We start from the raw sequence: 26,442 nt of genomic DNA, 5'->3' as shown, positions 1-26,442 counted from the left end.
GGGACCACCGACGCTTTCCCCCCCCCTCGGCTTACGACCGATCTCTCTGTCGGTTACAGGCGCAACATCCAGGATGATCTCGTATCTCCAGAAGCCAAGTCATGGCCAGCCATCTGCCCCCTCTGCCAGAAGGTTGCAATAACCCGCATCTCAAAATAAGAAATTAGTAATTAACTTACGTCTCCCGGATGATTTAAGCCTATGGACCCCCACGTCTCGCCAAACACCGATACCTTACCGACATCGCTAATCCGGTATTGGCGCCAGTGCCTCCGGGAAGGGCTTCTGCGATCGCCGGATATGGCGGGGGCGCAATCGATCGATTCCGACGCCATCGGCCAGGGGCAGTTGCCGGCCACCGTCATGGACAGGCTGTATGATCAACTGAGCCCAAGGCGATCCGCCGCTCCGACGACGGGGAGGAAACGGGCTTCCAACGATGAGAATGGGGCTTTCCGGAAGGATCCGATCGAGCGTTTTCCCATCTCCGTCGTGGTCGCACCCTACTGCGTCTCCCCGGTCAGTGGTCGGTCGCGCGAGACCGATGGCGACCAACTGCCTCTCTATTGGGTACCCGCAATCCTGAACCCTGACGGCGGGCTGATGCCCGATCCCAGCCATCTGCCCTTCATCCCCCGTCCGCTGCTGGACCCTCCCGTGGGGGACAGAGCCAACGGCTGGCCGCCCCCGGTGGCGACCTATGACGACTACGATGCCGCCATCCGTGAGCAGGTGGTGAACAGGCAGGAAGACTGGTCCGCCCGACTTGCTTATGCCGAGGATATGTTCGCCAAGATAGCGGATGAACCCGCCCACCAGTGGCTGCCGGCGGGATGGCAGCGCGAACGACCTCTGGTGCTGGCCTGGGATCGGAATTCATCCTCCGGCAAGCTACTGCTGCCCCTCTATGAGGCGTGGGCAAAAGCCGAATCACTGCCCGCCACATTGACAGCCGTCATCAAAGGCAATCAGGGCCAATCGGCAGTCCCCATTCCCCCGAACACGCGTCGGTTGGGCCATACCGGTGGACGCGCCCTAAATGCTAAGCAACGGGACGCCGTTGCAGCGGCAGCCCTGTTGGAGGATGGCCAGGTCCTGGCGGTCAACGGTCCGCCGGGCACGGGAAAGACCAGCCTGCTCAAAAGCCTGATCGCCGACACGGTGGTGCGCGCGGCCGTCCTGGGACAGGAACCGCCCCGCATCATCATCACCTCTACCAATAACCAGGCGGTGCTGAATGCTGCCAAAGACATCGGCAAATCTGGTGCCAGCGCGTCGATTGAGGGTCAACGCTGGCTGCCGCAAATCGACCAATGGGTAGCCTACGTCTCGTCGGAAGACGCCAAGGCAAAAGCCAAGGAAAGCCTGATCTTCGATGAGTTGCGCGTCCGGCTGTTCGCCAAGCCCTATCAGGAAGAGGCACAGGTATATTTTCTAAGCCGGTTCACCGAATGGCAGCAGGCAACTGGCCCCCAATTCCGCGCCATTGATCCCGATGACGACGACATCACTACCGCATGCAAAGCGCTGTCCGCGGCGCTGAAACATGTCGTCAACGAGATCGATCAGCAATCCTGTCGCAAGCAAGATGTTGACCGCTGGCTGGCTGCCAGAGCGGCTCTTGCCAACCATATCGCCGCCTTGGCCGCTGCTGAAACGGAAGCCATCGCGGATCTGGCGCGCCTTGCCGACCGCAGGCAGCAAGAGCAGCAGCACCTGAAGGAAATCAGCCGGGAGCATGACAACGCCATCAACACGTTACGCTATCGCGCCACTCTGCATCCCTGGTGGATGAAACTGTTTTCCTTCGTGGCCGGGATTGACGCCGCTCGCGCTGAACTGTTGCGACAGAGCGCCATTTCACTGGCTATCCTCCCCCCGGAGACACCGGCACTACCCACGCTGATGTCCGTCTTTACCAGGGTCGATGCCCAATTCCAGGCTCAACGCCCAAGTACCCTGCCGGCCAATGCCGAAGCGGCAGCACAAGCACGGATCCAGGCGATACAGAGCGAACGAGCAGGGTTACTGCAAGCCGACACAGAAGGCCGGCAGACCGCAGAAGCGCTGCGCGGCTGGGTGGGCACGGAACCCGGCAACCCTGAATTTGAGACAGCCTTTCAAGACCGGATGGACAATGAACTGCGCGCCCGCGCCTTCGACTTGGCCCTGCGTCTGCGCGAAGGGCAATTTCTACAGCGCGTCAGCGATTGGGACGAAGCCTGGACCGGTAGCCGTGGCTACAAGGGGCGGGCAACACGCCCGCTTTTCCTGACGGCTTGCGCCCATGTGGTCCCCTGCATCGTCGGCACCGTCTACAAAGTGGCGCAGCACAATTGCTATTACAGCGGGGACCGGGACGGTACCCAGCCATTGCCCCTCCCCGTTGACCTGCTGATTTATGATGAGGCTGGTCAGGTTGCCCCCGACCTGGGCTTGGGGCTGCTCGGTCTGGCCCGCCGCGCGATCGCCGTGGGCGACGTGCACCAGTTGCAGCCTGTGGAAAATTTCTCCGAAGCGTCGGACGGGCAGCTTTTGGAAGCAGAAGGCTTTACAGACGCCCAGCAGATCGCGTGTCGTCGCCAGGGGTTGAACCATGCTGGCGGCTCTGTGATGGCTGCGTTTCAAATGGCAACGGCATTTGGCGATTCTGACACACAGGTGCCCGGCATACTGCTGCGCGAACATTTTCGCTGCGTGCCAAAGGTCATCAGTTTCTGCAACGACCTCGTCTACAAACGCCTCATCTGCATGAAGCCGGAGGAGAGCGATCCCTGGATCGAACCCATGTCCTGGGCCCATGTCAGGGGGCAAGCCAGACGGGTCGGTAAATCCTGGACCAACATGGTGGAAGCCCAGGCCATCGCTGAATGGCTGGCCCGCCATTGGAACACCCTGGGTGAATGTTACGGCGGCCCGCCGGACGAGCGCGTGGCAGTGATTACCCCATTCGGCTCGCAATGCGGGGTGCTTCGCCAAGCACTGGAGAAGCACCTTGGCGATAAGGCTGCGTTGGTGACGGTAGGAACCGTCCATACCCTGCAGGGGATGGAGCGAAATCTGGTGGTGTTTTCACCCACGGTTAACTTCGCCTCATCAAATGGCGGCACCCCCTTCTTCAACCGCGGCGTTCACATGCTGAACGTCGCTGTAAGCCGAGCAAAAAATACCTTCGTCGTCATTGGGGACATGAGCCTTTTCGATGCCTCGGCCGGTCACGCTCCCTCCGCCATCCTCGCGCGGCATCTTTATCGTTCGCCCGAGAACGAATTGACCGATGTGCGACCCGCTCTGGCCTATAGCAGCGCTGCCGCCCAAATGGAGCGGATCGACGGAACGGAACAGCACCGCACCCTGCTGGTGGAGGCGTTCCAGATTGCGCGAGAGCGGCTACTGGTCTCCTCCCCCTTCCTGACCCAGGCGGCCATCAATGCTGACCAGATCCTAAACCTTATAGAAACGGCAACGGACGCGGGCGTTGAGGTGACGATCTATACGGGTATGTCAACATCCCAGGAAATGCGCAGCGAGATCGATACAGCACCCCTGCGCACTGCCCTGGCCAAAGCTGGCGCTGCCGTCATGGTTACCACCAGGGTGCACGCCAAGACCCTTGCCGCCGACGACACGCTGCTGGTCGAAGGGTCGTTCAATTGGCTGTCCGCCAGCCGAGACTCTGCCTATAGCCGCAAGGAGACGTCGTTCGCCCTGCGTGGCACCCCAGTTCAACATCACACCAAAACACTATGGGAAGAATTTAGCGCGTTGGGAGCCAAACGATGGAGAGCTGATCCCTTGTGAGCAGACAGTTTCTGCACGGCATTCGGCATAGTCTGATCAACTCCTCAGGTGTCGGAGCGGCTTTGCAGCCCAAGGAAAGCCGCTCCGACACCACACACAGATGAGTTTTTCAGAATAAACTGATATGATTCGATGGTGCGCAGCCTGTGACGGGGTGGCGATGGGTGTTAACAGGCTTTCGCATCTGATGGACTGCGATTGAAATACCTGACTCCGGTCGGAATATAAAATAATAACAATGCGTTGAGGGGGCCATGCAGGAGTTGCTTCTGGATTTATATGCCTGCACATCCGCGCCTGACCGGTGGCCGCTGGCGCTTGACCACCTTTGCAAATACATGTCCATCCGTAGCGCAGTCGTCCAGGTTCTGGACTATAGGGCGGGGATTACGCGCCCCATCTGGAACATGCGGGATACCTATTCGCTGTCCCACCAGCAGAACCATGACCGTATCCTCAATAACGACAGCAATCCCCGGCTTCGCATTCCCCCCACACAACATATGGTCGGACAGGTGGCCATTGAGCGGGATGAGGAGATATTTCCGGCAGGTTCCGTGGAGTTGAAGGAAATACAGCGTCGCCGTCAGATGCTGGAATTCGGCCCTAACCTCAGTGGCATTATCGAATTGTCTCCGGGGCGTTTCCTGGCCCTTATCCTTCATCAGCCGGCAACAACCGATCAGCAGATGGGCCAGGAGGAGGAAAGGCTGACACAGCAGCTTCTCCTGCATCTACGCCAGGCAGTCCAAATCAGCGGGCAATTACAGGCGGCGGTATCGCGTGCCGATCTACTGATGGAGGCAGGCAACGCCCTGGGAGCCGGCCTTGTCCTGTGCAACGATACCGGCTTCATCATGTGGGCAAACAACGAAGCCTTGTCCATTCTGGATCGTTCCCCGGTCCTGCGGGAAGTTGCCGGACATATCCGCGCCATTCACCCCGTTGACAGCGGGGCCCTGCGATCCATGCTGGCGCAGGTGGCAGTTGATGACGGTGAGCGGTCACCGCAACTGACCTTGGGCCGGGCAGATGTGGAAACGTCGGTACAGGTCATGGCCCTTGGACTGCGTTCACAGTCGGCACAGGGCGCACGGGACATGTCCGGGACCGTGGCGCTGCTGCTGCGGGAACCGGGACGCCCCCTAAACATCTCTCCGGCGGCGGTCGCATCGCTTTTCGGCATGTCCAATGCGGAAGCGCGTTTGACGGCGGGCCTCTGCGATGGCCTGTCGCTGCGCGACTATGCCCAGCAACGCGGCATTTCGGAGGGAACGGCCCGCATCCAGCTGAAGAACGCCTTGGCGAAGGCCGGGTGCCCGCGGCAAGCCGAACTGGTCCGACGGGTCTGTACCTCGCTCGCCATGCGGCTCAGCCAGTAACGTTGCGGGCGTGGACGTCGCCCCTGCGAGCTATGGCATGACGCGGATAAATCCGCGCTGATCGTTACTGCGATATCCCATATGGGAGTCGCCGGTCATCCATCACTTCCCCAACAATGCAGGCACGAAAGCGAACGGAGACGCCATCCAGGCTCCAGTTTCGCAATGGTGCGGCCCAAAGCCGCCTGTCAGGGGGGAAGCTATGAAAGCTGGTCGAATTCTTCGTAACAGTGCTTTGGCGCTTATGGTCGCGCTGGCGCCCGGCATGGTGTTGGGATACCCGGCGCCGGCCCCGGACCCGACGCTGCCGGCATCGACCGTGCCGCCGGCGGTCCAGGATCTTCGCCGCAAGATGAATGACGCGGACGTCAATGCCCTGACGTTCCACGAGATGGATTATCTGTTCACCACGCGCACCGTGGCCCGGTCCGGCAGCATCTGGGAACTGCCCCGCGCCGACCATGCGCTGGATTTCACCTATACCTACAAGGGGCAGCAATATACGCCCGAACAGTTCCTGGAGCGGAATTACACCAACGCCTTACTGGTCATGAAGGATGGCCGGATCGTTTCGGAGATTTACCGGAACAATACCAATGCCCAGACGCGTTTCATGGCCTGGTCCGTCACCAAGTCCATCACCTCGATCCTGATCGGCGTGGCTGTGCAGGAGGGGCGCATCAAGTCCCTGGATGACAAGATCACCGTCTATCTGCCGGAACTGAAGGGCAGCGGCTATGACGGCGCGACCGTCCGTCAGGTTCTGCAGATGCGGTCGGGTGTCGATTACGAGGAACGGTACGATTTCGCCAATCCCGGCATTGCAGCCCGTAACCATGAACAGGCGCTGGTTTCCAACGTCATCCGCTTCGTCGATGCCGCCAAGACCATCAAGCGGCAGCACAAGCCGGGCGAGGTCTTTCAGTACAAGACCCTGGATACCGCCGTTCTGGGCCTGCTGCTGGAACGGGTCAGTGGCGGCAGCACCATTGCCGCCTATGCCGCTCAGCGCCTGTGGGAACCGTTGGGCGCGGAACGCGACGGGTTTTTCATCATGGATGGCCAGCCCGGCGTTGGGCGGGAATTCAATGGTGCGGGCTTCAATGCCACTGCGCGCGATTTCGCCCGCATCGGTCAGATGATGCTGCTGGACGGCAAGGCGAACGGGCGTCAGATCGTGTCGCCTGAATGGGTGCGGGAATCCACCAAGGCCACGGGTGGGCCGGGGCCCGGCTATGGCTATCAATGGTGGATCCCCAACGACCATTCGTTCCAGGCGATCGGGCTTCAGGGCCAGTACATCTTCGTTGATCGGGCGACCCGCACCGTTGTGGTCAAGCTCAGCTATTTCCCGCCCGGTAATGATGAGCCCCATGAGGAAGCCGATGCGTTCCTGGCCGCCGTCTCGGCATGGACGCCCCGGTAAGGGCCAAAACCCACGATCAGTTGAAAACAAAAATACCAACAAACCCGAATAAGACAGGGAGGGAATGAACGATGACGAAGGTCCATCGGAAAGTGGCGGGCTTGACCCTGGCCACCGCCACCGCGATCAGCACCGCCGCATTTGCACAGACAACGCCCCCGGAAACCGACGAAAAAGCCGGCTTCGTGCTTGAAGAGATTGTCGTCACGGCCCAGCGGCGTTCGGAAAACCTGCAGAAAGTGGCCATCGCCATCACGGCACTGGACGCCAGCCAGTTGGAAGCCAAGGCGGTGGTGCAGTTGGCCGATCTGCAAACCGCCACACCGTCGCTGTCGATCACCAATGCCGGCCAGACCCAGTCCGTGAACATTCGCGGCATCGGTCTGGCCAGCAATTCCCCCAATGCCACGGCAGGTGTTGCCACCTATGTGGATGGCCTTTTCCAGCCGCCAATCGTGCAGTTCAACAGTTTCTATGATCTGGCCGGTGTGGAGGTGCTGCGCGGGCCGCAGGGCACGCTGGTCGGTTCCAACTCTACCGGCGGGGCGATTTTCCTGACGTCACGCAGCCCCAAGATTGATGACCAGAGCGGGTACGTCACCGCTGGCTATGGCACCGACAACACCTATTCGCTGGAGGCCGCAACCGGTGTTCCGGTCGGCGATACGCTTGCCTTGCGCGTCGCGGGCTTCGTGCGGGGTCACGACAGCTATTACAAGGATGACGGGCCGTTCAATAACAAAGCGGGCAAACTGGAGGAGAGGGGTGCCCGTATCGGCCTTCTGTTCGAGAATGAAAGCGTCGAGGCCCTGGCCAAGGTTCAGTATAATGACATGCGTACCGGTGGTTACGCGTACCAGCCCATTCCCGGCACCTATTTCGCGCCGTACACCCCCCGCGACTATTTCGGGCTCAGCTACGACACCCCGACCATGCACCGGGAAGAGGCGCTGATCACCAGCCTGGAACTGCGCAAGACCTTCGCCAACGATATCGTCCTGCGTTCCGTCTCCGGATATCAGGACAAGACCATCAACAGCCTGGACGATATTGACGGTACCCGCGCCCCGGCGTCACTCGGTGGGCAGGTCGCCTGGGACTATTACGCCAATGAAAAGCAATATAGCGAGGAATTGAACCTGATCTCCCCGGAGGAGGAACGGTTCAACTGGATTCTGGGCGGCTATTTCCAGCGCAATGTCATTGATGTCCGTATCCTGGAAAACAGCGGCGGTTTCCCGACCGACATCCTGCCCCAGAACAAGCGGACCACGACCGGTCTGTTCATGCAGGGCAATTACGATCTGAGTAATCAGTTTGAGTTGCAGCTGGGCGGGCGGTATTCACACTACAAGGCGACGGGAACGGGCGGCGTCTTCATCGGGCGTGGCATTCCGGGTTTTCCGCCGACCGGGCTGGAGGTCAGCGACCTTTCTGGCGCGCACAAGGAGTCGGTCTACACCGGCAAGGCCAACCTGAATTTCAACATGGACGAGGATAACCTTTTCTATGTGTTCGCTGCCCGTGGGTACAAACCCGGCGGGTTCAATTCCATGGATTCCCGGTTCCGGGCGGAGACGGTCTGGGATTACGAAATGGGCTGGAAATCCACCCTGTTCGACGGGCATGTCCGCACCCAGGTGGCGGCCTTCTACAATGATTATTCGAACTTCCAGTTCGATATCCTGGACACCGCGTCCGGGCAGGCCGGTATCCGGAACATCACCAATGCCACCATCAAGGGTTTGGAGGCACAGGTGGAGGGACAGTATGGCGGCTTCCGCTTCGATGGCGGTGTGTCTTATGTGGATTCCCGCCTGAATGGTGGCGTCCCCTATGTCAATACCCGCCCGTTGCCGCCGGGCACCCTGGGCCCGCAATGCCCCGCCGGCACGCCGTCGGCACCGCCGCTCTGCTTTAACTATATGCCGTTCATGGCGGTGACCAAGGCAGGACCCAGCCTCTATTCCCCGACCTGGAGCGGCAATATCGGCGCCCAGTACACGTTCAGCATCAACGACCAGACAACGCTGGTGCCGCGTCTGAACTATTCCTATGTCGGTAAACGCTACAGCTATATCGGCTACTCGCCGATCTCCGACAGGCTTGCCGCCTATGACCTCATCTCTGCCCGCCTGACCTTGAACCGGGATAATTGGCGGGCGGAGTTGTATGCCACCAACCTGACCGATGAACGCTATGTCGCGGGCATGGCATCGGCGTCCACCAACCAGTTCCTGGGCGCACCCCGTGAAATCGGCGTGCGTTTCGGGGTGGATTTCTGACCGGATGGGGGGCGGCGGCGTCAGCCACCGCCCTTCAACGCAACAGATGCCGCCCGCGGATCCATGAACCGCGCCGTCGCAAATCTAGAATTTTCAGAGATTCCCAGGTCTTATCTAAGACGGGTGCCTGTTTCAGCCCCCGGCACCGGGCCGATCTGTGTAGTCCAGAGCCGGGGCACGGTCGCCCAGCAGGGGCGTGTATGTAAAATCCCTGCCCCGGCTTTTCAGAAGCTCCTCCTTCGCCTTCACGGCGATCTCCGGTTTGCGGAACAGTTCCGTGGCGGAAAGAGCAAGCGTCTTGGCCGCCACCACCGCCCCCTTGACACCGATGCTGGTGCCGCTGGCTGATGCCGCCTGCCAGCTATGGGGTGGTGTGCCAGCGGGCCAAGTGGCGGTCCCCAGACTGGCTGTTGGCACGACCCAGCTGATATCACCAACATCAGAAGAAGCGGACCCTTTGCGGCCAAATTCATAGGCCCCGATCTTCGACGGGTCGCCCGGATCGCCGTTGCCGCCGGGCAGCGTGGCCGCGACTGCCTTGGCATAGGCTGCTTCTTCCGCCGTGAAGCGATAGCCGCCAACCCGGTTCAGACTGGCATCCACCACCCGGCCCAGCGTGTCATTGGGCAAGGTGGAATAGGAACCTCCGATGATTTCAACCGAGACTTGCGTCCCGGTGGCCAGCGCCGCACCATCCGCCGCCTTCTTCACCCGGTTCCAGACATCCTGGACGACAGCCGGATCATGGTGGCGTACATAGTAGAAGCTCTGGGCATTGGCGGGTACGATATTTGGCTGATCGCCGCCGTTGGTGATGGTGTAGTGGATGCGGGTTTCCTGTGGCACATGCTCGCGCAGGTAATTCACCGCAATATTATGGATTTCCACGCCGTCCAGGGCCGAACGCCCCCGCTCCGGTGCCGCGGCGGCATGCGATGGCACCCCTTTGAAGGTGAACTTCGCGGTCAGCATGGACAGAAGCTGTCCCTGCGATGCCCGGTTAGAGCCGCCCGGATGCCAGGACAAGACGGCATCCACATCCTTGAACAGGCCCTCGCGCACAAAATAGACCTTGGCAAAGCCCCCTTCCTCTGCGGGGCTGCCGTAAAGGCGGATGGTGCCCTTGACGCCTGTTTTGTCCAGCCATTTCTTCAGCGCGATGGCCGCCGTAACGGAAGCAGCCCCCAGCAGATTATGACCGCAGGCATGGCCGGCAATACCACCGGCGGAATGCCGCTCTGCGGTGGGCGTTTGCGACAGGCCAGGCAGCGCATCATATTCGGCCAACAATGCAATGACCGGCCCGCCCGATCCCGCGGTCGCGACAAAGGCCGTGGGAATGCCCGCGACACCGGTTTCAATTTTGAAACCCGCGTCCTTCAGGTCCTTTTGCAGCCGCGCGGTGCTCTTTCCCTCCTTGAAACCCACCTCGGCATAGGACCAGACATCCTGGGCAGCAGCCGCCAGTTTGGGCGTCAGGCTGTCGACAGAAGCCAGGATGGCCTTGGCATCTCCCTCCTCCGGTGCCGCATATGCCGGAACCGACAGGCACAGCGCGATGCCGAGAGCCCGCAAGCATGCCTGCTTTTGCAATTCTCTTTTCATGATCGTCCTCCTTGGAGATGCAGGTCAGAACTTGGCATTCAGGTTCACGCCAACGGTGCGCGGCGCGATGCTGGTGACCGTCTCAATGCTGCCGCCCAACACATTGCCGGCGGCAACACGCCCGACCTCATCCGTCAGGTTGTTGACATAAAGCTGCAGCCCCCAGGTCCCATTATCGACGCCCAGCCGGACATTGCTCTGGTAGCAATCGCCCAGGGCGCGATAGCCGATGGCATTGGGCCGGAAGTCGGCGCGCGACGGCCCGACATAGTTCACATCACCCCGCACAAAGCCGTTCCACGCCGCGCTCACCGCCGCCCCATAGGTGGCGGACAGGGAGAAGCTTTTGCGCGCGATAAAGGGGACACGGTCGCCCTTGCGGGCCGTGGTCGCCAACGGCGTCACCCCGTCGGGTACCTGATCCTGGGTCAGCTTGGCCGATGTCAGCACCCCATATCCGGACAGCGTCAAGCCATCAAGCGGATGCAAGGCGGCTTCCAGTTCCAGCCCCTTGATGCGGGCGGCACCGGCATTACCCAGATAGACGAAGGATCCGGAATTGATGGACACCTGCATGTCCGACCAGTCGGTGATGTAGCCGGACAAGGCTCCCGTCAGCAGCCCATCGAACAGTGATGCCTTGGCCCCGGCTTCATAGGTTTTCAAATCATCGGGCTGATAGCCCAGCGCCTGGGCCAGACCCAGCACCTGATTGACGCCACCGGGCCGATAGCCACTGGCCGCCTGGGCATAAAGCTGGACCGCATCGTCGGGTTTCCAACTGATATTGGCCTTGTAGAGGCCACCCTTGTCACCGGACTTGTACAGCGCAAAGGGTGTCACGCTGGTGCGCAGAATGTCCAGACCGACCGTCGTATCCCCGCCGACTGTCTTGTCGTAATCGTAATAGCGACCACCACCCGTCAGTTTCAGGTCGGGCAATATCTCATAGGTTACCTCACCGAAAACCGCCTTCTGCTTCAGATCATCCACGACATGTCGCTGAAGCAGCGGGGCGGCAGCGATGGGCAGACCATTGGTGCCGCTGGTCCGCCGGGCCTCCGACAGGACCCTGGCATCACGATCCTCATAATAAAGGCCGACCGTCCATTGCAGCGGACCGCCATCCGACGATTGCAGCCGGAATTCATTGGTCCAGTTGCTGACCGATTGCGGCTGGTAATAGATAACGGGCGTCAGACTGTCGACATAGGCGTTGAAGGCCGTGATGCCGGCGGGCGTGGCGCAGAAAGCGGTGGCAAAGCGGGTCCGGCAATTGGCCGCCGAGTTCTTGAAGGACTGGAACAGGTAGGTGGGATCGCGCGTCACCACGCTGTCGCGGTCCTGATATGAGGTGGTGAAAACCGCATCGGCAAATCCCAGCTCGGCCTTGCCGGAGAAGCTGAACACCCGCTGTTCATCCGAATAGGGCACCTGGGAGCGATTGACGGCATTATAGGTGCCCGCCGCCGGTGACCATGTGCTGGCCCCGCCGGAGGAGCGCAGGTAATGCGCCGCCAGGTCCAGGGTCAGACCTTCCACCGGCAGGGCCCGGACCAGAAGGCGGCCACCATGGCTGAAGGTCCGGTTGATACGCTCCAGCCCCAGACCGGGATTGTCGACCCAGCCATCATCCTGCTGACGGAAATAGACGACACGGGCCGCCAGCTTGTCCGCCACCAATGGTGCGTTGAGGGCTGTGTTGATCTGATAGCCCTTGCCACCATGCCGGGTGCTCGTGCCGGTCAGGTCGATCTTGGCTTCCGGTTCGAAACCCGGCTTCTGCGTGACAAGACGGATGGTGCCACCCACAGAACCGGAACCGTACAGCGTACCTTGCGGCCCGCGCAGAACCTCGACCCGCTCGATATCGAACAGCCGGAAATCGGACTGGCTGGCGCCAGCATCACTGGTGGTGCCGGGCGGACCGACCAGCGGTGTTTCATCATAATAGATGCCAACCTGGGCATCACCAGCACTGCGCACACCACGCAGGGTGAAACGGCGCTGGCCCGGTCCCTGATCGGTGATGGTCAAGCTGGGCACGGCGCGAACCAGATCGTTGGCGCTGTCGATGCTGCCGGCCTTCAGGCTTTCTTCCCCCAGGGCCGTGATGCTGGCCGGCACGTCCAGCAGACGTTCACTGCGCTTCAGAGCAGTAACAATGATCTCGGTGATCGGACCGTTCGCCTCGGCCTCGGCGGCGGGCTGTGCATGGGCAATGGAAACGGCCAGCGGCAGAATGGGCGCCAGCAACATCGCCTTGCAGCGGATACGGGGGGTCATGATGGCTCCAGAACAGGATTTTGGAAATCCGTTCGACCAAAAATCACTCATGATTTTTGTTAATTTTGCCGAACTACATTTTACTCAGCAAATGCTGTACCAATTTTACAAATCCAAGGAAGATCCTGATAATTTTGATCTGGCCCCAGCGACGTCCTGGTGGGTTTTAACCAGCACCTGCGCAGAACCGCACACAGACGAATGCAATCCTGTGCAGATATGAGGGACGGGGTCTCAATCGTCGGCGCGTTTCAGGATACCAACCCGCTTCAGATAAGTGCGGATGACATTACGCGTCACGCCCAGGATGGAGGCCGTGCGCACCTGGTTTCCCTGCGCGAAGGCATGGGCCTCATGCATGATCAGATCGATCAGCCGGTCCAGCAGGTCCGGTTCCCCGCGCTGAAACAGTTGATGCAGCAGCGGACGGATGGCGTCCAGCGGGTCCTGGACGGGGTCGGGCACACGCGACCTGCCGGCGTCGACGGTCGGTAGGGGGTGCGCCGCCGTGGGCAGCAACAGGTCAGGCACCCGGATCAGGCCACCCTGGCAGACCAGCGTGGCGCGGTGGACGACATTTTCCAGCTCTCGGATATTGCCCGGCCAATGATAGGCGCGCAGCGCCATCGCCGCTTCCGGGGCGATGATCAGCGGGAGAGTGCTTTCATTGGAGGCGTAGAGACGCACGAAATGATCGGCCAGGGGCAAAATGTCGTCCCGGCGGTCCCGCAACGGCGGCAGCGGCAGATGCACCACCTGCAATCGGTAATAGAGATCCTCCCGGAAGCGCCCGGCGGCCACCGCCTTCAACAGATCGACATTGGTGGCGGCGATGACGCGGACATTGACAGGGATGCTGGTCCGCGCGCCCACCCGCACAACTTCACGTTCCTGCAGGACACGCAGCAGTTTCACCTGCAGCGACAAGGACAAATCCCCGATCTCATCCAGGAAGATGGTGCCGCCATGTGCTGCCTCGAACCAGCCGGGGCGGCCGGCGAACGCCCCCGTGAAGGCCCCCTTCTCATGGCCGAACAACTCGCTTTCGATCAGGGTCTCGGTGAAGGCGCCGCAATTGATGGCCAGGAACGGCTTGTCGGCGCGGTTCGACAGGCGGTGGATATGGCGGGCCGCCAGTTCCTTGCCCGTCCCCGTCTCACCCGTGATCATCACCGACGCATCGCTGGGCGCCACGCGCGCCATCAGGGACAGCAGCGCCCGCGATTTGTCATCATTGAAGATCAGGGCGCGGGCACGGGCGACACGGGGCGGGGCCTGGACATGATCCAGATGGATGACCTGACCGGCGGGGCCGGGCGACGGGTGGCGCGACAGAGCCGCGCGGTCGGTTCCATGGATCATCTCATCTTCCCCTTCGGCCGGGTCCGGCCCGTCATGCATGTCGCTGGCTGTCCTTGCTGTTCATGGAAGGCCGATGGGACAACAGAGATGACGGATCATGACGCCACCGCCCGGCCACTGGCCGCGATCAGGGATCGGGTATAGGGGTGGTGCGGGCAGTCCAGCAGCGGACCCGCCGCCCCCTGTTCCACAATGGCCCCGGCATTCAGCACCACCACCCGGTCAGCGATGGAGCGGACAAGGGCCAGATCATGGGTGACGAACAGTAGGGTCAGCCCCTCTTGCTGCAACCCACGCAGAAGCTCGACAATTGCCGCCTGCACCGACACGTCCAGGGCCGATGTGATCTCGTCACAGATCAGCAGATCGGGTTCGCAGATAAGGGCGCGGGCAATGGCCACGCGCTGCTGCTCCCCACCCGACAGTTCGGCTGGAAAACGGTCGGCGGCACTGGCGGGCAGCGCCACCTTGGCCAGGGTTGCGGCCACGCACGCCGCCGTCTGCCCCCGGTCCAGGGGGAGGAAATGCCGCGCCACAGCCCCCAGGATATCTCCCACCTTTTGACGTGGGTTCAGGGCACGTGACGGGTTCTGGAAGATGTACTGGATGCGGCGGCGCTGTGCCGTCCCCCGCAACCCCTCACGCAACCCTTGCGCCACACCGTCCAGCAGCAAGGTTCCGGCGATATCTTCCCCTAGCCCCATGATGGCGCGGGCCAGCGTGGTCTTGCCGGACCCCGACGCCCCCACCAGGGCCGTGCATTCACCGGCATGAAGATCAAGATCCACACCGGACAGCACCACCTGCTTGCCATAACGGGCCGTGGCACCCCGCACGGACAGCAAGGGCTCACGGCCACCGGTGCCAGCCGCCGGACCGGTCTGTTCAACGGCGACGGCCAGGGAACCGGAGACAGGATGATGACAGGCAACCCCATGCCCGCGGCCCTGCTCCTGCCAGGGCGGCAGGTCAAGGCAACGGTCGGTGGTTGCACCACAACGGCTGCGGAACGGACACCCCTCCCCGCGCGCGGCCGGGGCCGCGGCATGGCCGGGCACAGCCAGCAGATGGCGGCGCACCGCGATATCGGGCATGGCCGCCAGCAGGCCGCGCGTATAGGGATGGCGCGGCTCCGCGAACAGGGTATGGCTGGCCGCCGCCTCTACCACCCGGCCTGCATAAAGCACGACCAGACGGTCGACCAGATCGCGCACAACGCTGAGATCATGGGACACATACAGCGCGCATGCCCCCTGCCGGCGGCAGAGATGGTGCACGGTTTCCAGGACCTGCGCCTTGGTCACGACATCCAGCGCCGTCGTCGGCTCGTCCAGGACAACAAGCCGGGGCCGCAGCAGGAAGGCCAGGGCCAGCAGCACACGCTGCTGCTGGCCGCCAGAAAGTTGATGCGGGAAGCGCTGGCGAAAGGCGGTGTCGGTGGGCAGGCCGACATCCGCCATCACCGCCGCCACACGCTCCACCCGCTGATCCGGCGTCATGCCGGATGCATGTACATCCAGCACTTCATCCAGATGCGCACCGATGCGCAGCATGGGGTTCAGCGCGGCACCCGGGTCCTGCGGCACATGCGCCACCCTGGCCCCACGCAAATCCCGCAGGGCCGGTGCATCGGCGGACAGGATGTCCAGATCGTCCAGGATCACCCGCCCGCCCGTGATCACCGCTCCTTTGCGGGCATGGCCAAGCAGAGCGGCGGCAATGGTGCTTTTGCCCGATCCGCTTTCCCCGACCAGCCCCACAATCTCCCCGGGGCGCAGGGTGAAGCCGATATCGCTGACGATATCGGCCCTGGCACCTGTCAGGGAAACCCGCAACCCCTCCACCCGCAGCAGCGGTGCCGACGCGGGACCGATGGCGAATTCAGCCGGCATTGGTTTTCCCCCCGGTTGCGGCACCGATACGGGCATTCAGGCGCGACACGCCCTCGGCCACCAGATTGGCGCCCAGCGCGAACAGTCCGATCAGGACGACCGGTGCCAGGGCCGCCCAGGGCTGCAGCACCAGACCCGCCCTGTTCTCATTGATCATCAAACCCCAATCGGCGGTGGGCGGCGCAACGCCGTAGCCCAGGAAACTCAACCCCGCCAGCATGGAGATGGCCCAGGTCAGCATGATGCCGAAATGGACCAGCAGCGGTGTGGCGATGTTGGGCAGGATTTCCCGAAACAGGATGCGGGTGGCGGGATAGCCCAGCAGCCGCGCCGCCTCCACAAATTCCAGACGGGCCACGCCCATGGTGACGCCACGCGCAAGCCTTACGACACCGGGGACAAAGGCGATGGCCACCGTCAGCACGATCAACCCCGGCTCCCGCCCCAGCATGGAGACGACCAGCAGCACCAGGATCAGGTCGGGAAAGGCCAGCAGGACATCGGTGCCCCAGACGATGGCCTGATCCGTGCGCCGGCCCGCGAACCCGGCCAGGATGCCGATGGCGGCCCCCACCACCAGAGCGGCCAGTGCCGAGGCCAAGCTCATCCACAACACCGTCCAGCCGCCATGCAGCAGACGCGACACCACATCCCGGCCCAGATAATCATAGCCCAGCCAGACCGTGCCGGAGGGGGCGCCATAGGGCTGCCCCACCAGCGCATCCTGCGCATGCGGGGCCATAACGGGCCCGGCCAGCGCAAACAGCAGCACGCCCAGCAGCAGGGCCAGACCCAGGCGCAACTGCCGTTCCCGCGGCAGAGTTGGAAACGGCAACCTCATGTCCCACCCCCGCTCAGCTTCCAGGCCGCGCGCGAGCCGGGCTTCAATGTTGGCCGCGCCGCCGTGCGCAGGCGCGGGGTCAGCAGCACCGTGGCGATATCAGCCACCAGATTGACCAGCACCACCAGCGCCGCCTGCAACAGGGTGATGGCTTGGATGACCGGGATGTCCCGCATCTCGATCGCGGAATTGAGCGCACTGCCAAGGCCGGGATAGGAGAAGACCACCTCCACGATCACCGCCCCACCCAGCAGGACACGCGCCGTCATGGCGATACCCTGCACCGTGGGCACCAGGGCGTTCGGTACCGCATGCCGCCAGAGCAGGCGCCGTTCCGACAGGCCGCGCAGCCGGGCGGCGGCCACATAATCGGCCTCCAGCACCTCGATCACTCCGGCCCGTACCAGCCGCACCAGGAAGGGCAGGATGGACAGGACCAGCGTGACCGTGGGCAGCACCAGATATGAGGGCTGTGCCAGGGGAGACCGTTGTGGGTCCAGCAGCGACACCGCCGGCAGTACCTGCAGGATATTGGTGGCGAAGATCAGGATCAGACCGATGGCCAGGATGAAGCCGGGCAGCGCCTTGAACAGGATCAGGCCCGCCATGGCGATGCGATCCAACCGGCTGTCCCGCCGCACGGCCAGCGCCACGCCCAGCAGCAGCGACAGCGGCACCGTGACCGCCAGCACCAGCAGCATCAACACCAGCGAATTGCCGAACCGGTCGCGCACGATGGCGACGGCTTCGACATCGCTGTCGAGCGATCGGCCAAAATCAAGGCGCAAGGCATCGCCCAGCCAGTGGGCATATTGAATGGGCAAGGGCTGGTCCAGCCCCAATTGCCCGCGCAGCACGGCCACCGCCTGTTCGGTGGCCTCAGGCCCCAGGATCACGCGGGCCGGATCGGATGGCAGGGCCTGGGTCGCGGCGAACACGATGATGGTGATGGCGAATACCGTCGCCAGCCCGACCAGCAGCCGGCGCAACAGCCAGGGCAGCCAGGCCGGAACCGACCATGCGGCACGGGTATCCGTCAGAACGGGGGCAGTGCTGTCCGATGCCGTCATCCCACTTCCCGCCGCCAGAGGTCATCGAAGCGCCAGCCCGCGAACTGTGTCAGTTCCGATGCCAGACCACCGATATTGGCCCGCGCCGCCGCGCGCACATGGTTGAAACCCCAGATCAGCAGGCCGCCACGTTCATGCTGTATCTGCTGCGCCTCATGCACCAGGGGGGTGCGCTTGGTGATGTCGGGTTCCTTCAGCGCCGCTGTCAGCAATTCGCCGAAACGCGGATCGCGGAAATTGGTGCGGTTGGACGTGGCCGTGGGTGCATCATAATGCAGGGCACTCGCCAGGAAGCCGCGCGACGGGATGCCGCCCGTGCTGATCGCCCGCTGGTTTTTCTGCGGACCATTGAAGCTGGCATCGTCCAGTTTCTTGATGGTCAGGGACAGGCCCGCCTGTTTCGCCTGCTCGGCAAAGACCAGGGCCGCTGCGGCACCGGCATTATTGGTGGTGATTTCCGCCGCCAGCCCTTCGGCACCTGCCTGTTTCAGCAGGAAACGCGCCTGATCGGGATCATGGGGGCGCTGTGCGATGGCGTGGTTATAGGTTGGGTCGTGCGGGGCGTAGAGGTCGTTGGCCACCCGCCCCTCCCCACGCAGGGCGCGATTGACCAGATCCTGCCGGTCGGCCAGCAGCCGTAGCGCCTGACGCACCCGCACATCCTGAAACTGCGGATGGTCGAGATTGATGTCCAGCGACTGCACATTGTTGGTGGGCGACACCACCACGGCCACGCCCGGTGTGGCCCGCAGAAGCTGCGCCTGTTCAGAGGGCACCAGATCGGCAACATCGATCTGACCAGCGATCAGGGCATGGGCGCGCGCCGTCTGATCCCCGAACTCGATGATTTCCAGCGCGTCGATATAGGGCTGGCCCGGTTTGTAGTAATTTTCGAACCGGCGGAAGGTCGCGCGCTGGCCCGGCACAAAGCTTTCCAGCCGGAACGGCCCCGCCCCCACGACATTGGTGACGGGATGGTAATCGGTGGGCACAATGCCGCCGAAACTGATCCAGGTTTCCGGCAGCGCCACCAGCCCCTGCCCCGGCTTGGCGTGCAGACGCACCGTCAGATCGTCCAGCCTTTCGATCCGGTCCCTGTCCACCGGTGACACCAGGGCGGCATAGGGGGATGCGACGGCAGGGTCCGACAGGCGGCGGATGGAGAAGATCACATCATCCGCCGTGATCGACTTGCCATGGTGGAATTCCAGCCCCCGGCGCAGCCGTACGGTCAGGCTGGTGCCATCGGCACTGGTCTCGCTCTCCTCTGCCAGAGCCAGACGCGGGGCGCAATCATGCGTCCATTCCCAAAGCTTGGCATAGAGCGCCCAGCCCCGGATGATACCGGCACCCAGGGGCGCATGGGCATCCAGATTGCCGGATTGCGTCGCCTCGATGGTGCCGACACGGATCAAACCACCCCGGCGCGGGGTGTCATCAGTCTGAGCGGTGGTCGCAATGGGCGCCGTTCCGGACCCTCGTGCCAGCCACAGGCCCCCGCCAATAGCGGCGCCCCCGGCCAGGGCGCTGCCAAGGATAAGGCCACGGCGCGTGAAAGGCGGGCTTGTCATGCGACCAGGGCCTCCTTGGCATTGGCAGCCGCCTTTGGCTTGGGAGCTACCTCACTCACCGGTGGGGTCACCCGCAGCGAGGGGATGTCGAACCCATGATCCAGGTTCAGCAGCGGGAACAGCAAATCGGCGACACGCTGCGCTTCCCCCACCAATGGGAACCCGGACAGTATGAAGGCATCTGTTCCCTGATCGGCATATTCGCGAAGGCGGGCCGCGACATTCTCGGCACTGCCGACCAACGTTGTCCCCGAGGCCGGACCCATGATGTCAAAGCCAAACCAGGCGGGTCCCACCCAGACATTGGGGTAGATTTCCAGATCACGCGCGCTGGGCAGGCGACCGGACCGCAGACTTTCCAGATTGCGCTGTACCTGCGGATCGTCGCTGACATAGGTGTCGAACGTCTGTCCCGGTGGCAGACGCTGTTCCACCGACCGGCGGGCATTTGCCACCGAAGAGCGCTGCAACAGCCATTCGGCATGGGCCCAGGCCTCCTCCTCCGTCTCGCGCACGATGACCTGCAACCGGGTGCCGTATTGCAGGGTCCGCCCGATCTTCGCGGCTTCTGCGCCGACGCGGCGGAACTTGTCGCCCAACTTGGGCGGGGTATTGGCGAAGGACAGATAGACATCCAGCAGCTTCACCGAATGCGCCACGCCGGGATCGGACGTGCCCGCACCCCAGAGCGGCACACCCGCTGCCTGATACGGTCCGGCCCAGACACTCATCGGGGCAGCCCCTTCCGGGCGCGGGGCCAGCTTCACGAACTGACCGTCATAGCCGCCGCGTTCACCGGCATAGACCCGGCGGAACGCATCCCAATATTCGAAGCTGAACTCATAGCGCTCGTCATGGGGATAATGCACACCCAGCGCCGCCAGACCGGCATCATTGCCGTTCACAACATTGAACAGCAGCCGGCCCTTGGAGAAATGGTCGAAGGTCTGCGCATATTTGGCCAGGACGGCGGGCGACACCTCGCCCGGATGCTGGGCCACCAGAAACTTCATCCGTTCGGTGGCCGGGATCAGGGCAGCGGCCACCGCCAGGCTTTCATAGGCGCTGGTACCCAGCAATGCGCCATAGAAACCCAGCCGGTCGATGGTGGCGGCCAGTTGCTGGAGATGGTCCAGGCCCGTATGCCACCGCCCCTCCGGCTGCCACGGATAGGGGCCATCGGGGGCGGTCAGATACCAGAGCAGCTTGATCGGTCGGGTCATGGATCAGGTTCCGTTGAACGGGGCAGCAGCCTTGCTTGTGATATTACGCAAGGACCATGCCAATTTCACACTTATTGAAATGGTATTGCTGCGTAACGATTGGACAGTTTATCATTGTTAAACTGTTGTTTTATGCACAGGGCGCGCACAGAACTGGTGATATCTGCGCAGGCCTGCCCCGGCCCCTGCCAACCGCTGTCACACCCACAGCTTATCGAAGCGCCAGGTCGGGAAATGCGAGTTCTCGGCCTCCGCCCCACCGACCCGGTCGGCAATGCCATCCAGGGTGTTGGAAAAGCCCCAGATGATCATGCCGCCGCTGTCATGCTGGATACGCTGCGCCGCATGCACCAGGGATTTACGCTTTTCTAGGTCCGGTTGGGCCAGGGCCGCCGTGAACAGACGGGCAAATTCCGGATCGCGGAAATGGGTCTTGTTGCCGGCGGAGGTCGGGGCATCGGTATGCAGGCCCGTGGGGATCCAGGACAGGCCCAGCATGCCGCTGCCCATGGCCCCGCCGCTGGAAAGGGCCCAATCCAGCCGCTGCGGTCCGGTGAAGGTGGGATTGTCCACCTTGCGCACCGTGATTTCCACACCCGCCTTCTTGGCCTGTTCGGCCAGGACCAGGGCGGCACTGGCCGCCGCCGGACTGGCCACCAGTTCCACCTTTAGCGTGCCATACCCCGCCTCATCCAGCAGACGGCGGGCGGCGGCGGGGTCGTGGGTGCGCTGGGGGATGGTACTGTCAAAGGTCGGGTCATGCGGGGAATAGAGGTCGTTGGCGATGCGTCCCTGCCCCAGCAGGGCACGCTCCACCAGATCCTGGCGGTCCACCAGCAGGCGAAAGGCCTGCCGCACCCGGACATCGTTGAACGGGGCCACGGATGTGTTCATGTCAAAGGATTGCCAGCCATTGGTCTGCGACACCAGAACCCGCGCCCCGCTGCCCGGCCGGATCAGCCCCACCTGTTCGGGCAGCAGCGCATTAGCCAGATCAATCTGCCCGGCCAGCAGGGCCGCGATGCGGCTGGTCTGGTCCTTGAACTCAATGATCTCCAACTCGTCGGCATAGGGTTTGCCGTCCTTGAAGTAATTCCCGAACCGGGTGAACAGCGCCCGCTGACCCGGTACATAATCGCCGGGATTTTTCAGCTTGTACGGCCCCGCACCGACCGGGTTGGTGACCGGGTGATAATCGGCCGGCACGATGCCGCCAAAATTGGTCCAGGTGTCGGGCAGGGAGATGAAGCCCTGACCAGCGCGCACGGGGACGCGGACAGTCAGCCCGTCCAGCCTTTGCAGATTGTCCCGGTCGATCTGGTTGACCAGTGACCCATAGGGCGAGGCCAGTTGCGGATCAGTGAGACGCCGGATGGAAAAGATCACGTCATCAGCCGTGATGCTTTTGCCATTGTGGAATTCCAGGCCGGGTTTCAGGCGGATGGTCCATTGGGTGGCATCGTCGTTGACCTCCGCGAATTCGGCGAGGGCCAGGTCCGGCGTCATCGATGGCGACCATTCCCACAGCTTGCTGTACAGCGCGAAGCCACGGATGGTACTGCCCAGCCCCACCGGCTTGTGCGCATCCAGATTGCCCGACCGGTCGCCATCGACAATGCCCAGGCGCAGACGCCCGCCCCGGCGCGGCACCGGGCCCGGGCCCGGTCCGGTGGATTTCTGCTCCGACGGTCCGCAGCCCGACAGGGCCAGCAAGCCACCGGCACCTGCGGCTGCAAGCAGAAGGCGGCGTGTAAGACTGTTCATGGTACCCCTCCCACTCAACCCGCGCCGCCGGCCCGCAGGCCCAGGCGGGGAATGTCGAAACCATGGTCGATATCCAGCAGCGGGAAGACCAGGTCGGCGAAACGCTGCGCCTCGCTGATCAACGGGAAGCCGGACAGGATGAAGGCGCCACAACCCTGCGCCTCATACTCACGCAGGCGCGCGGCGACATTCTCGGCACTGCCCACCAGGGCGGTACCGGCCAGCGGCGACAGGATGTTGAAGCCGAACAAGGACGGCCCGACCCAGACATTGGGATAAATCTCCAGGTCCTTGGCCTGTGGCAGCCGACCCTGGCGGACAAGCTCCAGATTATGCTGAATGCGGGGATCTGGGCTGGTGAAGCTGTCGATGGTCTGCCCGCGCGGCAGCTGCATCTCAATCGACTGCCGGGCATAGTCGATATGGGTGTGATCCAGCAGCCATTGCGCGTAGTCCCAGGCCTCCTCCTCCGTCTCGCGCACGATGACCTGCAGACGGGTGCCGTAATTCAGGGTGCGGCCAATAGTTGCCGCCTCCGCCGCCACGCGCCGGAACTTGTCACCCAGCTTGGGCGGCGTGTCGGCAAAGCTGAGATAGGTGTCCAATAGCTTCACCGAATGCGCCACACCGGCAGAAGAGCTGCCCGCCCCCCAGAGCGGCACGCCATCGAGCTGCACCGTCTTCAGCGGCGCCTCCCGCACGCCGCGCCGGCCCAGGCCATATTCGGGCGGGGCCGGGGCCAGCTTCACGTATTTGCCGGCATAGCCGTCACGCTGGCCCTTGTAGAAGCGCTGGAACGCGTCCCAATATTCGAAGCTGAAATCATACCGCTCGTCATGGTCGTAATTGACCCCGAACACTGGCAGCACCGTGTCATTGCCATTCACGACATTGAACAGCATACGCCCGCCGGAGAACCGGTCCTGAGTCAGGGCGATCTGTGCCAACTTCACCGGCGACAGCAACCCCGGATGGATGGCGGCCAGGAACCGCATGCGTTTGGTCACCCCGATCATGGCGGACGATACCGTCAGCACCTCGTCCCCCAGGCCGGTGCCCAGCAGGGCGCCGTAATAGCCCAGCCGGTCGATGGTCACCGCCAGTTGCTGCATATGCCGGAAATCGGTGTTCCAGCGCCCCTGCGGTTCCCAGGGAAACGGGCCATCGGGTGCCGTGAGATACCAGAGGATCTTGACCGCCATGATAGAAGTACCTTTCAGATCAGAAGCGGACGGTGAAGGTCGCCTGGAACGACCGGGGCTGCAGAGGCTGCAGGAATTCACCGCCGGTCAGCGCGTTCAGGAAATTATGCTGGTTGGTCAGGTTGATGACCCGGACCGCGAAATCATAGTCAGGCTGGCGGTAGGAAAGCGTTAGGTTCGCCTGATACCCGTCCGGCACCTCCACACTCTCGCTCAGGTTCGTGTAGAACTTGCCCGTGTACCAAAGCGCCAGTTCGGCACCCAGGCCGCTTTCCAGCCGGTAATCGACAAAGCCGTTCAGCGAATAATCGGGCACACCCGGCAACCCGTAACGCCCGCCCGTGCGACCGATCAGACGGTTGCTGTCGCCGAATACGGTGGCATTGTCGGCCACGAACCCGAACGGGGAAAAGCCGCCGGGGATGATGAAGGTGTTGACCGCGTCCAGCTTGGTGAAATTCAGCCCGCCCGACAGGTTGGACGAATGCTGATACCGCAGGGATGCCTCAATACCCTTGATCCGCACCCGCGCCATGTTGCCGTTGGTGTCGGGTGACAGGTCACGATACTGGACAAAGCCGGTGGCGGACGTGGCCAGCTTACCGGGGATCGCGTCCCACTTCACCCCGCCCTCATACAGTTCCGACAGGCTTTTGAAGGCCAGCGGGTTCAGCTTGTTGCCGGGGCCCCAGGTCAGGAAGCTGCCGAACACGCCGGTATTGACCGCCTTGGACCGGTCATAGGTGGCGTAGATGGTGGTCTCCGGCACCGGCTTAATGAACAGGCTGGCCTGATAGCTGGGCAGGGTATAGCTGTCCTTGTCGCTATACTGTGCGGCCGCCGTGCGATAGACGGGATTCTGGATGAAGGCGTCGATGCGGGTGACGTTCAGGCCCAGGTTCAGGCCGACCACATCGGCAAAGCGGAAATTCTGCTGCGTGAAGCCGCTATATTGCCGGATATAGCCACTGGAGGTGTAGACGGCACCCGCCGGCGGAAACCCGCCCGGCTCGGCATACAATCCGCCTTCCACCGGCACCATGACAGGCAGGTTCAGATAGCCGAAATAGGGCGACAGTTGCGGCACACCGGGTGTGCCGATCCAGGAGCCCGACGCCGCACCGGTCTGGCGAAGACCATAGAGCGAGGCCGGGGTGATGTTGGACGGGTCCAGGGTCAGGTCGTAAGGATTGTAGTTGAAATTATTGTTGGCCGACAAAGCCTTGTAATTCAGGTTGCGGAAGGCGGCCCCGCTGTTGTTCTGCAATTCCACCGGCACGCCGAACAGGCTGAAATCGAACTTGCCGCGCGCTTCCAGCCGCTGGTCGATCAGGCTGCTGCGATTGCGGTAGAGGAAGGAACCGACGCTGTCATTGGTATTCACCGAATGCTGGAAGTAGGTGGAAGACAGGAAGTTCCAGTTTTCAGACGCGTCGAACCCGACCTGAAGCTGCGCGATCTCCCGCTTGGCGGTGTTCTTGTCCTCCGCCCGTCCGGACCCGGTGGACCCATCGATCTGGGTCAGGCCGTTGCCGGGGATGGTCGAATCATAGACCCAGCCGACGATGGTTCCCGCCGCACCCGCCGTGGCATTGGGCAGCGCCCCCAGGATCGTCGGGCCGGCAATATACTGCGCTTGCGGATTGCGGGTACGCACCTGATAGCCGACGGGGGCGGATGTCGGGTTCGAAGAGGTGAAAACCGGCGAAATAATGCGCCCGTCGGTCAGCCGGATCAGGGGCGTGGCGCGACCGCCATAGTAGCTGCCGAAATTATCGACTAGTTCCTGCGTGGGCCGGTTCCAGCCACGGGTGACGTTGAAATCATAATAATCGTCATAGGACGCATTGAAATCGACCGTTACCCGGTCGGTCGGGCGCCAGGACAGCGCGCCATAGGCGCTGTCATAATTATTCTCGACATTGTCGTAATAGGTGCCGCCGCGCTTGCCCTTCAGGCTGAAACGGTATGCCAGTTCCTCTGAAATCGGGCCGCCCGTATCTGCGGTCAGGCTGAAGTCGGAAAAGCTCTCATTGGTACCCGGAACCCAAGTGCCCAACTCACCGGTGATGAAGCTGCGCTGACGATCAAAATAGGGCTTCTTGGTCTCGTAATTGACGTAGCCGCCCGTGGCGTTGGACGGGCCGAACACCACTGATGACGGGCCGGCCACAATATCCGCTGCCTCAAACGCGTTCAGGTTCAGCGGGTGGTCATTGCCTTCCTTATAGATGCGCTGGCCGTTCTGGAACACTTCCGACGCCAGCCCACGCAGGGTGGGGGCGGCGCTGTTCCCCTGCCCCCCGCCACGGGTGATACCCGGCGCGTATTTCACATAATCATCGGTGCTGCGGATCGGATCACGCAGCAATTGTTCGGCAGACACCTCCGAAACGGCGCGCGGCGTATCCAGAACAGAAGCCTCGATCCCATAGATCGACCGGGGCGGGCGTTCGGGCAGCACCGATGACTTTATGCGCTCTCCCGTCACGACCACCTCATTCTCGGCGATCAGGCTGGCGGTCTGGGTGGGCGTTTCCTGGGCCAGGGCCGGCGTCAGGCCGGTCAGCAGGCTGCCGCCCAGCAGGGCATGGCGGAAAGATTTCAGATACAGGTTCATGATGACAAAGCCCCTTCATGCCGCAGCCCCGCATGGTGGCAAGGGGCTGCGTTCGCCGCCGGGTTGGTCCCGGAGCGTGATTGGATTGGATGGTGAAGACCCGGCATCCCCG

At 62.6% G+C, this 26,442-nt stretch carries 16 protein-coding genes; 5 read left to right on the top strand and 11 right to left on the bottom strand.

Translation table 11 applies throughout. The annotated features are described in order from the left end of the window. Positions 1-300 precede the first annotated feature (300 nt). The 4 genes from ACT6Q8_RS05460 (at position 301) to ACT6Q8_RS05445 (ending at position 8,894) form a co-directional block, all read left to right on the top strand. A complete protein-coding gene (locus ACT6Q8_RS05460; RefSeq protein WP_444734242.1) occupies positions 301-3,801 on the top strand; it encodes an AAA domain-containing protein in 3,501 nt (1,166 codons plus the stop codon). Positions 3,802-4,139: 338 nt separating this feature from the next. After that, positions 4,140-5,183 carry a helix-turn-helix transcriptional regulator gene (locus tag ACT6Q8_RS05455; protein WP_444734243.1) on the top strand — a complete coding sequence of 348 codons (1,044 nt, stop codon included), beginning with the start codon at positions 4,140-4,142 and terminating at the stop codon, positions 5,181-5,183. A 265-nt stretch (positions 5,184-5,448) separates the two neighbouring features. Beyond that, positions 5,449-6,609: a serine hydrolase domain-containing protein gene (locus ACT6Q8_RS05450; RefSeq protein WP_444734244.1), complete on the top strand. Its 1,161-nt coding sequence runs from the start codon at positions 5,449-5,451 to the stop codon at positions 6,607-6,609. Between the two features lie 71 nt (positions 6,610-6,680). Beyond that, the gene (locus tag ACT6Q8_RS05445; protein ID WP_444734245.1) at positions 6,681-8,894 is read left to right on the top strand and encodes a TonB-dependent receptor; all 2,214 of its coding nucleotides are present in this window, start codon (positions 6,681-6,683) and stop codon (positions 8,892-8,894) included. 132 nt (positions 8,895-9,026) lie between these two features. Here the strand turns inward: ACT6Q8_RS05445 and ACT6Q8_RS05440 are convergent, their stop codons facing one another. After that, a complete protein-coding gene (locus ACT6Q8_RS05440; protein WP_444734246.1) occupies positions 9,027-10,469 on the bottom strand; it encodes an amidohydrolase in 1,443 nt (480 codons plus the stop codon). Between the two features lie 54 nt (positions 10,470-10,523). Then, positions 10,524-12,785: a TonB-dependent receptor gene (locus ACT6Q8_RS05435; RefSeq protein ID WP_444734247.1), complete on the bottom strand. Its 2,262-nt coding sequence runs from the start codon at positions 12,783-12,785 to the stop codon at positions 10,524-10,526. Between ACT6Q8_RS05435 and ACT6Q8_RS05430 the strand changes: the two genes are divergently transcribed. Continuing rightward, the gene (locus ACT6Q8_RS05430) at positions 12,784-13,008 is read left to right on the top strand and encodes a hypothetical protein (protein WP_156344728.1); all 225 of its coding nucleotides are present in this window, start codon (positions 12,784-12,786) and stop codon (positions 13,006-13,008) included. The genes ACT6Q8_RS05435 and ACT6Q8_RS05430 overlap by 2 nt on opposite strands. Before the next feature lie 11 nt (positions 13,009-13,019). Here ACT6Q8_RS05430 and ACT6Q8_RS05425 read toward each other — a convergent pair whose 3' ends face one another. From ACT6Q8_RS05425 to ACT6Q8_RS05385, 9 genes are all read right to left on the bottom strand, one after another. Beyond that, positions 13,020-14,186 (bottom strand): sigma-54 interaction domain-containing protein, encoded by a 1,167-nt coding sequence (locus ACT6Q8_RS05425; protein WP_444734248.1) that lies wholly within the window; start codon positions 14,184-14,186, stop codon positions 13,020-13,022. 56 nt (positions 14,187-14,242) lie between these two features. Beyond that, the gene (locus ACT6Q8_RS05420; RefSeq protein WP_444734249.1) at positions 14,243-16,039 is read right to left on the bottom strand and encodes a dipeptide ABC transporter ATP-binding protein; all 1,797 of its coding nucleotides are present in this window, start codon (positions 16,037-16,039) and stop codon (positions 14,243-14,245) included. Then, a complete protein-coding gene (locus ACT6Q8_RS05415; RefSeq protein ID WP_444734250.1) occupies positions 16,029-16,880 on the bottom strand; it encodes an ABC transporter permease in 852 nt (283 codons plus the stop codon). The genes ACT6Q8_RS05420 and ACT6Q8_RS05415 overlap by 11 nt, the downstream gene beginning before the upstream one ends. After that, positions 16,877-17,950 (bottom strand): ABC transporter permease, encoded by a 1,074-nt coding sequence (locus tag ACT6Q8_RS05410; RefSeq protein ID WP_444734251.1) that lies wholly within the window; start codon positions 17,948-17,950, stop codon positions 16,877-16,879. Before ACT6Q8_RS05410 ends, ACT6Q8_RS05415 begins: the two co-directional genes overlap by 4 nt. After that, complete coding sequence (locus ACT6Q8_RS05405) at positions 17,947-19,521, bottom strand: ABC transporter substrate-binding protein (protein ID WP_444734252.1); 1,575 nt, start codon at positions 19,519-19,521, stop codon at positions 17,947-17,949. The genes ACT6Q8_RS05410 and ACT6Q8_RS05405 overlap by 4 nt, the downstream gene beginning before the upstream one ends. Next, a complete protein-coding gene (locus tag ACT6Q8_RS05400; RefSeq protein WP_444734253.1) occupies positions 19,518-20,744 on the bottom strand; it encodes an LLM class flavin-dependent oxidoreductase in 1,227 nt (408 codons plus the stop codon). Before ACT6Q8_RS05400 ends, ACT6Q8_RS05405 begins: the two co-directional genes overlap by 4 nt. A gap of 198 nt (positions 20,745-20,942) precedes the next feature. Continuing rightward, positions 20,943-22,508, bottom strand: a complete 1,566-nt coding sequence (locus ACT6Q8_RS05395) for an ABC transporter substrate-binding protein (RefSeq protein WP_444734254.1) — start codon at positions 22,506-22,508, stop codon at positions 20,943-20,945. 14 nt (positions 22,509-22,522) lie between these two features. Then, a complete protein-coding gene (locus ACT6Q8_RS05390) occupies positions 22,523-23,710 on the bottom strand; it encodes an LLM class flavin-dependent oxidoreductase (protein ID WP_444734255.1) in 1,188 nt (395 codons plus the stop codon). 19 nt (positions 23,711-23,729) lie between these two features. Further along, a complete protein-coding gene (locus tag ACT6Q8_RS05385) occupies positions 23,730-26,330 on the bottom strand; it encodes a TonB-dependent receptor (RefSeq protein ID WP_444734256.1) in 2,601 nt (866 codons plus the stop codon). Positions 26,331-26,442: the final 112 nt, after the last annotated feature.

The sequence above is a fragment of the Niveispirillum sp. genome, from assembly GCF_052437035.1.
GTDB lineage: Bacteria > Pseudomonadota > Alphaproteobacteria > Azospirillales > Azospirillaceae > Niveispirillum.
Note: the sequence above shows the minus strand (reverse complement) of the source record. Positions and strands in the feature narration are given on the sequence as shown.

Excerpts from the sequence above, each read along its gene's own strand:
- ACT6Q8_RS05420 (WP_444734249.1), bottom strand. The coding sequence starts at position 16,039 with ATGCCGGCTGAATTCGCCATCGGTCCCGCGTCGGCACCGCTGCTGCGG.
- ACT6Q8_RS05405 (WP_444734252.1), bottom strand. The coding sequence starts at position 19,521 with ATGACAAGCCCGCCTTTCACGCGCCGTGGCCTTATCCTTGGCAGCGCC.
- ACT6Q8_RS05435 (WP_444734247.1), bottom strand. The coding sequence starts at position 12,785 with ATGACCCCCCGTATCCGCTGCAAGGCGATGTTGCTGGCGCCCATTCTG.
- ACT6Q8_RS05460 (WP_444734242.1), top strand. The coding sequence starts at position 301 with ATGGCGGGGGCGCAATCGATCGATTCCGACGCCATCGGCCAGGGGCAG.
- ACT6Q8_RS05385 (WP_444734256.1), bottom strand. The coding sequence starts at position 26,330 with ATGAACCTGTATCTGAAATCTTTCCGCCATGCCCTGCTGGGCGGCAGC.
- ACT6Q8_RS05430 (WP_156344728.1), top strand. The coding sequence starts at position 12,784 with ATGATGGCTCCAGAACAGGATTTTGGAAATCCGTTCGACCAAAAATCA.
- ACT6Q8_RS05425 (WP_444734248.1), bottom strand. The coding sequence starts at position 14,186 with ATGCATGACGGGCCGGACCCGGCCGAAGGGGAAGATGAGATGATCCAT.
- ACT6Q8_RS05390 (WP_444734255.1), bottom strand. The coding sequence starts at position 23,710 with ATGGCGGTCAAGATCCTCTGGTATCTCACGGCACCCGATGGCCCGTTT.
- ACT6Q8_RS05445 (WP_444734245.1), top strand. The coding sequence starts at position 6,681 with ATGACGAAGGTCCATCGGAAAGTGGCGGGCTTGACCCTGGCCACCGCC.
- ACT6Q8_RS05395 (WP_444734254.1), bottom strand. The coding sequence starts at position 22,508 with ATGAACAGTCTTACACGCCGCCTTCTGCTTGCAGCCGCAGGTGCCGGT.
- ACT6Q8_RS05410 (WP_444734251.1), bottom strand. The coding sequence starts at position 17,950 with ATGACGGCATCGGACAGCACTGCCCCCGTTCTGACGGATACCCGTGCC.
- ACT6Q8_RS05400 (WP_444734253.1), bottom strand. The coding sequence starts at position 20,744 with ATGACCCGACCGATCAAGCTGCTCTGGTATCTGACCGCCCCCGATGGC.
- ACT6Q8_RS05455 (WP_444734243.1), top strand. The coding sequence starts at position 4,140 with ATGTCCATCCGTAGCGCAGTCGTCCAGGTTCTGGACTATAGGGCGGGG.
- ACT6Q8_RS05415 (WP_444734250.1), bottom strand. The coding sequence starts at position 16,880 with ATGAGGTTGCCGTTTCCAACTCTGCCGCGGGAACGGCAGTTGCGCCTG.
- ACT6Q8_RS05450 (WP_444734244.1), top strand. The coding sequence starts at position 5,449 with ATGGTGTTGGGATACCCGGCGCCGGCCCCGGACCCGACGCTGCCGGCA.